Source organism: Microcystis sp. M049S2 (assembly GCF_020245625.1).
GTDB classification, from domain to species: Bacteria; Cyanobacteriota; Cyanobacteriia; order Cyanobacteriales; family Microcystaceae; genus Microcystis; species Microcystis ichthyoblabe_A.
On record NZ_JADBUN010000094.1, the window covers coordinates 1 to 11,520 of the forward strand.

9 protein-coding genes, 1 pseudogene and 1 riboswitch are annotated in these 11,520 nt (G+C 42.9%); of the genes and pseudogenes, 3 read left to right on the forward strand and 7 right to left on the reverse strand.

The window, feature by feature from the left end:
* Positions 1–471 precede the first annotated feature (471 nt).
* Positions 472–1,128: a sigma-70 family RNA polymerase sigma factor gene (locus IM496_RS07955; RefSeq protein ID WP_149986218.1), complete on the forward strand. Its 657-nt coding sequence runs from the start codon at positions 472–474 to the stop codon at positions 1,126–1,128.
* A gap of 113 nt (positions 1,129–1,241) precedes the next feature.
* The gene (locus IM496_RS07960; RefSeq protein ID WP_287661686.1) at positions 1,242–1,793 is read left to right on the forward strand and encodes an anti-sigma factor family protein; all 552 of its coding nucleotides are present in this window, start codon (positions 1,242–1,244) and stop codon (positions 1,791–1,793) included.
* A gap of 3 nt (positions 1,794–1,796) precedes the next feature.
* Here IM496_RS07960 and IM496_RS07965 read toward each other — a convergent pair whose 3' ends face one another.
* On the reverse strand, positions 1,797–3,002 hold the full coding sequence (locus tag IM496_RS07965; protein WP_287661688.1) for an acetate kinase: 1,206 nt from the start codon (positions 3,000–3,002) through the stop codon (positions 1,797–1,799).
* Between the two features lie 377 nt (positions 3,003–3,379).
* Between IM496_RS07965 and trxA the strand changes: the two genes are divergently transcribed.
* Positions 3,380–3,712 (forward strand): thioredoxin, encoded by a 333-nt coding sequence (trxA, locus tag IM496_RS07970; protein WP_194017377.1) that lies wholly within the window; start codon positions 3,380–3,382, stop codon positions 3,710–3,712.
* Between the two features lie 9 nt (positions 3,713–3,721).
* Here trxA and dprA read toward each other — a convergent pair whose 3' ends face one another.
* The 6 genes and pseudogenes from dprA to IM496_RS08000 all read right to left on the reverse strand — a co-directional run.
* A complete protein-coding gene (gene dprA / locus IM496_RS07975) occupies positions 3,722–4,870 on the reverse strand; it encodes a DNA-processing protein DprA (protein WP_104397658.1) in 1,149 nt (382 codons plus the stop codon).
* A gap of 429 nt (positions 4,871–5,299) precedes the next feature.
* A pseudogene (locus tag IM496_RS07980) lies at positions 5,300–7,865 on the reverse strand (SUMF1/EgtB/PvdO family nonheme iron enzyme).
* Between the two features lie 337 nt (positions 7,866–8,202).
* The gene (gene cobI / locus IM496_RS07985; protein ID WP_194017738.1) at positions 8,203–8,907 is read right to left on the reverse strand and encodes a precorrin-2 C(20)-methyltransferase; all 705 of its coding nucleotides are present in this window, start codon (positions 8,905–8,907) and stop codon (positions 8,203–8,205) included.
* Positions 8,904–9,530 carry a precorrin-8X methylmutase gene (locus IM496_RS07990; protein WP_287661690.1) on the reverse strand — a complete coding sequence of 209 codons (627 nt, stop codon included), beginning with the start codon at positions 9,528–9,530 and terminating at the stop codon, positions 8,904–8,906. The genes cobI and IM496_RS07990 overlap by 4 nt, the downstream gene beginning before the upstream one ends.
* Position 9,531: 1 nt before the next feature.
* Complete coding sequence (gene cobG, locus IM496_RS07995; protein WP_194017740.1) at positions 9,532–10,956, reverse strand: precorrin-3B synthase; 1,425 nt, start codon at positions 10,954–10,956, stop codon at positions 9,532–9,534.
* A gap of 57 nt (positions 10,957–11,013) precedes the next feature.
* A riboswitch (cobalamin riboswitch) is annotated at positions 11,014–11,172 on the reverse strand.
* Positions 11,143–11,520: DUF3782 domain-containing protein (locus tag IM496_RS08000; RefSeq protein WP_287661689.1), on the reverse strand; the 378-nt coding region annotated here is incomplete at its 5' end. Its footprint overlaps the riboswitch before it by 30 nt.

Sequence of the window (11,520 nt, forward strand, 5' to 3'; positions counted from 1 at the left end):
GAGCGTCGTTTGTTTCGCTTCGCTTTCGCTTTGCTTCAACCGCGCATTTACCAATGTATCTAACTTCCCCTAGTTTGTCAACCCCTTTTGGCAAAATTTTTTGATCTTTTTTCTATCCCTTGCCACGTAAGCCTTTCAGCTATTTCCCTTTTTTCTGGTGGGCTGTTTTTGTCTAGTAATTTTGTTCTAATTAGCTCTTGATGGCGGTGATAGCGTTTCTCATAGCTGGGAACTGTTTAGGCATCAAATAGGGATGCAGTAGCTGAAATAACTGCTTAGTAAGGTTTTCAGCCCCGTGGTCGAACGAGAAGGTCAAACATTGAATGCCCCGCTCAAATCTCAGTCCAGGAACTCGGTTCGATCAGTTAGAATCAGAATATGGAAAAAAAATTATTTATTTTCGGGAACCTTGACTGACTTCTCCCGTCCTCAAGCTCTGAGTGAGGAGTTTATATCCTTAGAGGAAACCCCATGAGTCAATCGATTCCAGCATCTTGGTCACTTGAGGCCAAAAAGTCTCAAAACCCCGTGTCCCCTGACAAACTCTCCAACTACGATCTAATTGCACGCTGTCAGGAAGGGTGTCAGCCCGATCGAGCAGCCTTTGCGGAACTGCTGCGGCGCTATCAGGCTCATGTTGATAAATTACTCTATCATTTGGCTCCCGATTGGCAAGATCGCGCTGATTTGGCTCAAGAGGTCTGGATTCGCGTCTATCGCAATATTAACCGTCTCCATGAACCCCTCAAGTTCCGTGGTTGGTTGAGTCGCATTGCTACTAATCTTTTTTATGACGAATTGCGGAAACGCAAGCGGGTTAATCACCCCATTTCTCTCGATGCTCCCCGACGCGTGGAAGATGGCGAAATCGATTGGGATATCGAGTCCGATTACCCCAGTCCCGATGAACATCTCACCACCCACGAATTCTACGATCAATTACAATCGGCGATCGCTGATTTACCAGAAGCTTTTCGGACAACTATTATTCTGCGAGAAATTGAAGGGATGGCCTACGAAGAAATTGCCGAGATCACGGGAGTTTCTTTAGGAACTGTTAAATCTCGCATTGCTCGCGCTCGCGCTAAATTACAATCTGTTTTACAGCCCTATTTTACAGAAGGCTAAAGAATATTGTGGTGATTCGGCACTAACGGCCGAAGTGAGGAGTCGTTAAAGTTAACTAGCTCCGTGCTGGTAAAAAGTGATTGCATACCGATCTCTTCTGGTCGAGGTCAACCATGAATAATTATCAACCCGAAGACGTTCAATGGATCAAGTCTTTGTTACGTCACGATGACAGCGATTGCAACTCCGCAGCCGAGGATATTTTGTTTTTAGATGAGGATAACGAGGAAAGTCATCGTTTCGATTTAATTAGCGCCTATATTGATAACGAAGTAACGGTAGAGGAAAGAAAGCTAGTTCAGCATTGGTTAGACCATGATGCTGCCGCTAAAAAACTCTATCGGCAGCTCTTGGGATTACAAACTAATTTAAGGCAGATTCCCGTACCGGCTACAATGGCCAACGACCGATTGGCAGAACAGGTGTTCAGAAAAGTCGATGGTCAGCGTCGTCGGCAATATTATGTTTATGGTGGCGCAATTTTAACGGCTATGGCGATCGCTGTTGGCTCCTACTTCGTCTCGGGACGCAATGATCCCCTCTCCCAAATGGCGAGCAGTCCGAGCATTATTAGCCAAGAGGGAGACCATTTGATGATTGCTCTCAATCATCCGATTATGGAGATTCCCACAACGGAAGAGCCAAAAGAGAATGGCCAAAGATGAGGTCTATGGGGATAAATGCCAGCATTCTCGTGCGATCGCCCAATCTTCCGCCGTGGCAATTACCATCACGCGTACTTTAGATGTGTCGGTGGCGATATCCTCATCCCGGGGACGAGCGGCATTTTTAGCCAAATCTAACTCTAAACCCAAAAAAGACCAGCCTTGACTGGCTTTTTCCCGTACTAAAGCTGAATTTTCGCCGATTCCTGCCGTAAATACCAAGACATCTAACCCCTCTAGAGAAGCGATCATTGATCCGATTAAACTTTTCAGACGATGAATATACATCTCAAATGCTAATTTTGCCCTCTGGTTGCCCTCGGCCATTGCCGTCGTAATTGCCCGCATATCTCCAGAAATACCCGAAATTCCCTTTAAACCCGATTCTTTATTGAGTAAGCTATTTAAACTATCGGGATTGTATTGATATTCTCGCTCTAGATAAATCAGAATCCCTGGATCGATCGAACCGCTGCGGGTTCCCATCATCAATCCCTCTAGGGGAGTAAATCCCATAGTAGTATCGATACTTTTACCCCCCTTGACTGCCGATAGGGAAGCACCATTTCCCAGATGACAGATCACCATTTTCAAGGATTCTAGGGGTTTTCCCAACAATTCGGCGGCCCGTTGGGAGCAGTACTGATGACTGGTGCCATGAAAACCATAGCGACGGATTCCCAGTTCACTCCATTGGTAGGGAATGGGATAAAGAGAAGACTGAGGAGGGATAGAACGATGAAAAGCAGTGTCAAACACTGCTACTTGAGCAACATCGCCCAAAACTTGCTCGATCGCTTCAATTCCTTCTAAATGAGCGGGATTATGGCTAGGAGCAAGGGGGATCAGCTTTTTAATCGTTTCTTTGACTGGGGGAGTGATCATGGTTGCCTGGGAATATTCCGTGCCACCATGGACAACTCGATGACCGACTATACTAATGTCTGCGAGGTTGGCTACTACCTTAGTTTCGCCAGTGACTAAGGTATCTAACATCCGAGCAATTCCCGCCGGACGGTCTTGACTAGAAAGATTAATTTCCTGTTTAATTCCCTGAGCTTTGACTGTTAAAACCCCGTAATCAGGGTTAACTGTCCAATCGATCCCCGCTGCCCAAATTGGTTGGGGAGGATGGGAGGGGAGAATATCTAAATCGTATAAACAACTTTTTTGACTGCTCGATCCCGCATTTAAGACCAGAATTTTCATAAAAAAGCTCAATTAGGAGGTGGCCTATGCCGATCATAATCAAACTCAGGTTAAGTCTAGATAAAATCGCTGACTTTTCGGGTTTTTCTTCAGGAAAATTTTATCCGGCTGTGATCACCCATCCCTGACTCGGGCAATATTACAAAACTTTATCAAAAAAAAGTCAAAATAGAGCCTCTAGGGTTATAAAATAGAAGAATACCCCTTGTGAAATTAATCCAAGAAGCTACCTCTGATGCAAGTTAAGGCCTCTATAGTGGATTTAGAGCTAGTTCTCGTCCTTTTCACCAGTGGAATGTCAACATCGCACCACGAATCTCTAGAATGAAATTTTTGTGTATTCTAGATAACCGTGATTACTAGAGGATTTCTTAAGTATGTCAGAGGTTACTGCCGTTACTGCCGTTACAGATGCCACCTTTAAAGATGAAGTTTTAGATAGTGCCGACCTTGTCCTAGTGGATTTCTGGGCTCCTTGGTGCGGCCCCTGTCGAATGGTGGCTCCCGTTGTCGAAGAAATTGCCAAACAGTTCGAAGGGCAAGTCAAGGTGGTGAAACTCAACACCGACGAAAACCCCATTATCGCTAGTCAGTACGGGATTCGCAGTATTCCTACTCTGATGATCTTCAAAGAAGGTCAAAAAGTTGATACGGTGGTCGGGGCTGTACCGAAAACCACTTTAGCTACCACCATAGATAAACACCTGTAGAGGAGTTGACTAGGTTTTCTGGTAACGCATACCGGGTAACTGAGTCACTAAACCGATTAATTCTAATTCCAATAAGATCCCCGCCACTTCTGAGGTGGGGATTTGCATTTTTTCAACAATAATGTCAAACAACAGGGCATCTCTGTCAAATAACTGATACACTTGTGCTAGTCTAGGTTCTAGATTGACTGGAGGAGCAGGATTAAAGGCCGGGGATGTCTCTGGAGGGAGTGAAGGGGAGAGATTAACTGGTGCGGATTGGTTCGTGGTGGGAATTGCCCCCAACATTTCTAATAATTTCTCCTCAGAAACGATAATTTCCGCTCCCTGATGAATCAGTTGTAAACAACCCCTAGCGGCAGCAATATCGGGAGAATTGGGTAAAGCATAGATATCGCCGCCAAATTCGTTAGCATAACTGGCCGTAATCAGGGAGCCAGACCTTTCGGGGGCCTCGATAACAATAGTCGCGCGACTTAAACCGGCGATAATGCGATTACGACTGGGAAAATGGGCTTTATTCGGTTGAGTTGCGGCGGGATGTTCACTAATGACTAAACCCTGCTTTTGGATGTCCGCGTGTAGCTGCCGATGACGACTAGGATAAACCACATCGACCCCCGTTCCCAAGACGGCAATCGTTCTTCCCCCTGCTTTTAAACAGCTTTGGTGCGCCTCTCCATCAATTCCTTCGGCCATACCAGAAACAATAGTAAATCCCTGTTGGGCCAAAAGGGTACTTAAGCGCCGCGCCCAGCGCCGGCCGTGATCCGTGGGGTTACGAGTACCCACAATGGCGACGGTGGGGATATTTCCCTGATTTTCCTCTAAATTGACCTTTCCTTGATAGTAAAGTAAGGGGGGAGGACTGGGAATTTCCCAGAGAAAGCGGGGATATTCTGGGTCGCTAGGAGTCCAAAAAAGGGGGTTTTTCTGGATATGTTCGGCGAAAAGAGCTTCTGGGTCAATTTGCGATCGCCCTTCCCGTACCGCTGCCATTGACTTTTTGCCGAATCCCGCCACTTCTGCGATCGCAGTATCGGTGGCATTCCAGGCCACAGCGACACTGCCGAAATGCTGATAGAGTCGCTTCAGGGAAATTGACCCAACTCCAGCAATACTTGACCATGCTAACCAATAAACGCGCTCGTCTGTCAATTTAAAAAAGCTCCTCAGACCAAGTAATATTTTTAGTCAGTTTTAACCGACTGCGGCCAGATGACCTTAATTTATTTTAATCTTGCCGGAATCTTTTCCATTAGTTGTTGAGGTATTGTTGAGCCTCGTTAATGTCTTTCACTTTTTTAAAATGTGAATCAGTTGTTCTTGATCTTCTGGGGGAAGTTGTTCAGTTGCCTCTAGTATGGCTCTCCTCGACTTTGTGTGATAATCATTGCTTATCATTCCTTGTAGTTTTGCCAGACAAGGGTTTAAAGACTATATTTCCAGAAAATTATCGGCTGCATCTCCTATTTGTGACTTTCCCTCACCTATAGGTGAGCAGTAGAAGTTATTCAAAGAGGGCGAATGCAATTCGCCCCTACAATAATATTATTACGCCAATGGTGGCTCCCAACTGATAACTGATTAGGGGAGATCGCACACAACACGAAAACCGATATCGTTGAAGCCATCGTCGGCATCGTATTTCTCCCGAGACGCCGAGCGAGACTTAACAGGAATGTGGAACCACGAACCGCCGCGCAGTATTCTTGATGACTGATTAGTTATATTGTTATCTGCCCATGCAATGCTGCCATTTTCTTTAATATTCTCTGGTTTGTTAACATAACTTTCATGATATTGATCAGCACACCATTCCCAAACATTCCCGTGCATATGACAGATTCCCCAGGGATTAGGTAGCTTTTCCCCAACAGGATGGGTTTCATTATTTGAATTAGTACGAAACCAGGCATAATCTCCTAGTTTATCTCTATCATCGCCAAAACTAAATAGGGTTTCAGTACCAGCGCGACAGGCATATTCCCATTCTGCTTCTGTAGGCAAACGGTAGTTTTTTCCAGTTAACTGGCTCAGTTTTTCACAAAACTCTTGAGCATTAAACCAAGTAACAGATTCTACCGGGTTCTGGGGATTTCCTGAAAACCTGGAAGGATTATTTCCCATCACCGCTTGATACTGTGCTTGGGTGACGGGATATTTGCCTATCTGAAATGCTGGCACAATTACTTGATGTATCGGTTTTTCATCTTCATACTCATTAGAACCCATGTTAAATTCACCGGCGGGTATATCCACCATTTCTGGGTTAAAGTTTGGGAAAATTACAGTTTCAGTTTGCCGAATTATCTTGGGCGATACTTGTAATAACTTATCAACATTTACCTTCGCAAAGCTGAATTTGGGGTTAATTTGTAAGACCTCCTCGGTTGTCGATTTTTCATAACTGTAAGCCATTAAAGCTTTAAGCTTAGTATGACTACCCCAATAGCGAATCGACTCTTCATATTCTTGGGTTTTTTCTTCATCTAGTGCAAATTTTTCTAAGTTTTGCTAAAATTTGCTGATCATTTTCCAAATCTGACAATAACAATGGCCATTTTAAACTAATGGCAGTAAATTTACCTAACTGTTCAAAAGTTAGAGAAGGAACTAACAAATTATCATTCTCATCTCGCTCCTCAAAAAATAAACCAGTTTCATTAGCGATATAAACCTTGAGACGAAAGACATTGATAAAGTGTTTAATCCGTCGCGGATTGTAATCCAATGCGGGAGCTACCATCATAATGACATTCCGCACTGTTGGGGAATCTCTATTATCAGATTTGTTGACTTGAATCGCTTCTAATCGCTTAATTACAGCTGCTTGTGCTTTCTGTTTTTCGGTTTGTTCAGATTGTATCGAAGGATTATCTAGAGACAAGTTTTTTAAATCACTTGTCTGATTACTTGTTGGGGAAGTGAGATGCTTTTGCGAATTATTTTTCCAGGGTAAAGCTAACTTAAACTTACCCCAGAATGACTGAAAAAATGTAAAACGAGGTTTAGCTGGCTGTAAATTGGGAGGAGTTGAAGTAGCAAGCTGAGTCAAAAAACGCTCAAAATCTGACTGGGATGGTTGGGGAACTAAAAAGGGAAGCTGGACAAACTTTTCAATAAAGGTATAACCATAAGCTAACCCTTTATTAGCACTACGTCTGGCCAAAATATCAGGATCAATTTCTGTGATTTCCGACGGTAAATACTTGAGAATGTTTTCGTATTTTACCGCTAAACTAGCGGCTACTTTTTCTCTGTCCATTCCTAAAATAAACACTACTGAAGGATCATCAGCAATCATCAAGTTAATCGCTTGCATCAAGTCCGCTGATTTTGGATGTTCACAACGATCTAAATCGTCAATAAATACATATACCCGATCATTGCCAATATAAGCATCGACAATTTTAGCAAAATCTTCATGAAATTCTTCTACAAATGCCGATTGTTTTTTATAATCTGGGGCTTCTATATATTTAATTAGGTTGTTTTTGGGGTTTTGGAGTAACCTTTGAAAATTTCTCAATAAACTCTTAATACCAGCGAAAATTCCTGCTCCTGATAAGGTGACACCGACCGCAGTAAATAATAATTTAAAAACTGAATTAATTTTGCTCCAAAAAACATCTTGAGAGGTTGTTGCTCCGATTAATTCGTTAATTCCTTCAACTCCATAACCGATTAAAATAAAGGGAATGGCAATTAAGGCACAAATCACAAAAATTATTACTGGTAAAGCTTTAATTAATTCAAACAAGCCTTTTTCTAAGTTAAAACGCAATAATTGTAATTTAAAGTGTCCTAGGATAATTCGAGGCAAATCTCGCCAATTTTTGGGCGTAGAAATCTGCTTAATAAAAGACAGCGCAAAAGCCGCCCATACCGACTCCGCCTTATCGTGTCGCCAAGCATTAAACCAAACCGTCCGACCTCCCTTTTTTCGTAAATATTCCTCCAACATTTTCATAAAAGAAGACTTGCCACTACCCCACTCTCCCTCAACCGATAAAGTTAGGGGTGGTTGTGTCTGCTCATGCAACAAAAATTCAGCGATCGCTATTACATAAGGCTCAAATCCGAGGGCATCATTATTAGTAGCTTGATCGCTGACGCTAGTATTGCGGATAGATTCAGGAGAATCGGACATGGTAGTTATTTTTAGGTGACAGAGAATGGAGAAGAAAATAGATTACCTTAAGTAGCTGGTTATAATTAAATTAAAAATAGATTTTAGGTTCGATCCCCCCTGCCCCCCTTGATAAGGGGGGTGCCGATAGGCGGGGGGATCCCCCCTTAATCCCCCCTTGATAAGGGGGGCATCTGATAATTTTTAACGCCTACCTACTTATCAATCCGAGAAACGCTGTATATAACCCCCTATGCAATCAAAAAAGCAACAAAGAAAAGACATTTTCATAATATCATCTAAACCCTATAGGTTCTGTCAGGTAGGGGATAGAAGATTTAACTTAGTGTCTATAGAGTTATTGGGGTTTAGTTTTACTAGGAATCAGAATTAATGACCAGTAGGTGACAGCCTCTGGATCGACTTCTGTAATCGGAATAATTTGCTGATTGAGTAAGGTTGCTCGTTCGATGTAGAGGGCGCGTTCTAATAATCCTAATTCATCGAGAATATTGCGAACTTTAGCGAAATGTCTGCCTAATTTAATAATCGCCGCTGCATCGATAAAGGCTAGGCGATCCCGCAATATTTCCGCCTCTAAAGTAGCGGGCATAATACTAAATACGTCATTTCGATAAGTAATAGGTACACCCAGCATTGCTGCACTTGCCATCACTGAAGAAATACCCGGCACGACTTCAATGGAAAAACGATCGCACAAGCGATTAAAGATATACATAAATGTGCCATACAACATCGGATCGCCCACACATAAAACCGCCACATCTCGACCTAAGTTTAACTGTTCGGCGATGTTTTCGGCGGCAATATCATAATGAGGTTGAGAACTGCGCTCGACACTAAAAGGTAAAGGCATGGGAATTTCTATCTGCTCGGGACGGATAAAATCCGAGACAATTGCCCGTGCCAAAACTTTGCCACTTTCTAAGGTAGGATAGGCAATTACCGGAACAGTTGTGAGAATCCGGTGTGCTTTTAGTGTCAACAATTCGGGATCACCGGGCCCGATTCCTAATCCATAAAGTTTGCCTAATTTATTCATAATTCGTTCTCTTTTGCTAAAGCATTGACTGCTGCTGCTGCGATTGCGCTGCCTCCCCTACGTCCGTGCAGGGTAATAAATGGCACGCCACGACTATTAGTTGCTAATTCTAATTTCGACTCTGCCGCTCCTACAAATCCCACGGGAAAGCCTAAAATCAAAGCCGGTTTATCTACATTTTGATCGAGCAATTCTAGTAGGCGAAAAAGTGCGGTTGGTGCATTACCAATGGCTACCACTGCTCCAGCTAAATGAGGTCGCCAAAGTTCTAAAGCGGCAGCGGAGCGGGTATTATTAATTTGCCGTGCTAACTCGGTTACTTCTGGATAATTGAGGGTACAAATAATCGGATTATCTTTAGGTAAACGCGCTTTGGTAATGCCATTAGCGACCATTTGAGAATCACAGAGAATGGCTGCACCCCCAGCGAGGGCATTTCGTCCGATTTTAACCGCATCCGGTGATGCTTCTAAATCTTCTGTTATGTCTGTCATCCCACAGGAATGAATTAGACGAACCGCCACAGTAGCTAAATCATCGGGGAGATTTTTCCAGTTAGTTTCAGCCCGAATAATAGCAAAAGATTTGCGGTAAATTTCCTCACCATTCTTAATGTATTCCATTCTATTCATCTAAATTTTTCGATTTTTGGGAGCTTAAAATTTGGGCTATGAGGGGGGGAATCTTGGCAAATTCCCCCTCAAATATGGGTGTTTCTAAGAACTTTTGATTATCACCCACATAGACTTGATAAGCTTCTAGTATTTGCCCATTTTCCTCGATGGTAGTTCCTAAAAGGGTAATTTCGGCTGGACCTGGTTGAGCGCAGGATTTAGCACAACCCGTCAAATGAATATTAACAGGAGAATTGCAGGTTAAGCGTTCCTGCAAATAATCTGCTAGGAGAGAAGCATGAATTTGAGTTGCAGTGGCCGCTGCTGCACAGCCCGGTTTACCGCTACAGGCAACTATCCCCGCATCCCATCCGGGAGAAGCGGATAATCCTAAGGATGCCAGTTTTGGCAACAATTCTGACACTTTTTCATCGGGAATATCGGGTAATATAACAGTCTGCCAAGGGGTTAATCGTAACTGACCACTGCCAAAAGTTTCTGATAGTGCCGCTAATCCCCATAGTTGATTAGCCGTCAATTGTCCTAATCTTAATGATAGACCAATATAAGATAATCCGGGTTGCTTTTGAGGATGAATTCCCAGATGAAAATAGGGTTGAGTAGAATGGGCAGCCTGCCGGTATTCTTGCCCTTTTATTATGCCGGTAGAAGTCCGATGTAATTGAGAGTTAACTTGTTCGAGATATTTTGCTAATCCCCAATCTTTGAGCAGGTGTTTCATCCTCAGTTTTTTACCCTTGATATTGGGGGTTTGTTGAACATAATCGATATAAACCTTTACTAAAGCTTTGACCACAGCTAAACAGTTTTCTGGCTCAATTAATAAGTCCGTATCATAGAATTGTTTATCTCCTCCGAGGGCTAATCGAAAGCAAACAATAGAAGTTAAATTTGTCGGATTATTGACGGTAATTGCCGATAGCTGAATCTCGTTATAGCGGTGTTGCCAGGCCATAGTTGAACCAGTGCCAATTCCCACTGCACCACCGCCATCGATCCCGATACTAAATTTAGGACTTAGTTCGGCAATTGATGGATAATTTTGGATAAAATTATCTAATTCTTGGACTAATGGACGAGTATCGATCGATTCTTGACAGTCAATTCCAGCCGTGGGACTTGACATGATATTACGCAAATGATCGATACTGGGATTATGGGCAGCTAACCCCAATTTTTGCAGGGTTTGAAATTCTTCTAAACTAGGGGATTTTTGCAGTCCGCGAATTTGCAGATTTGCCCGATTGGTAACTTGTATTGTCGTCTGCCATTGTTCGAGCCAAGTGGCGATCGCTTTTCCCTGTGGAGAATTGAGCCATCCACCGGGGGTGCGGAGACGAATTAAAAATCCATCCTGGGCAGCAGTGCCATAAAATAAACCGGGACAAGCATTTGCTTCAACTAACCAATTCACCGTTGTTTGTTCTCCATGCGACGCAGAGAAGTAGTTAGAAAATTAGTTGTCTATACTACCGATCAAAAGCTTGTAATTGGTATTCTGACTCGCAAGGAAAAAGGGAAGATGTACTCTTTTTACTTTTTACTTGATTACAGCTGCGGCACAGTACCAGAATTGCACTGGACTTTCCCAAAGACAAGTTTAAGGATTATACCACGTTTTTGGTTGAAACTCAGTATCGTTAAGAATCGCTACATTTTCCCCCCTTTGTGCCAAGACAAATAAACCTTGACGATAAGCATATTTATCCGCTCCTTCTTCGATTTCAATGCCTGCCACTGCCCCATATAATTGTTTATGGTTATATTCTGGGAAAAATTGCCTAAATTCTGTTAGATTCTTGATTAATTCTTTGACATCATCTACACTTAAACTACTTTTGACTTCCACTACTAGCACATGATTTTCATTAGTTACTAACACATCAATTTCTAGGGTTTTACCGTCGAGACGTTTTCTGACTCTTTGACTAACTTGATGTACGGGAATCTGACGATTTAAAAATAAAGTCTCACAAGC

What these genes read in the sequence shown, in the direction of transcription:
- IM496_RS07955 (WP_149986218.1), top strand. Translation starts at nt 472, where the DNA reads ATGAGTCAATCGATTCCAGCATCTTGGTCACTTGAGGCCAAAAAGTCT.
- IM496_RS07960 (WP_287661686.1), top strand. Translation starts at nt 1,242, where the DNA reads ATGAATAATTATCAACCCGAAGACGTTCAATGGATCAAGTCTTTGTTA.
- IM496_RS07965 (WP_287661688.1), bottom strand. Translation starts at nt 3,002, where the DNA reads ATGAAAATTCTGGTCTTAAATGCGGGATCGAGCAGTCAAAAAAGTTGT.
- trxA (WP_194017377.1), top strand. Translation starts at nt 3,380, where the DNA reads ATGTCAGAGGTTACTGCCGTTACTGCCGTTACAGATGCCACCTTTAAA.
- cobI (WP_194017738.1), bottom strand. Translation starts at nt 8,907, where the DNA reads ATGAATAAATTAGGCAAACTTTATGGATTAGGAATCGGGCCCGGTGAT.
- IM496_RS07990 (WP_287661690.1), bottom strand. Translation starts at nt 9,530, where the DNA reads ATGGAATACATTAAGAATGGTGAGGAAATTTACCGCAAATCTTTTGCT.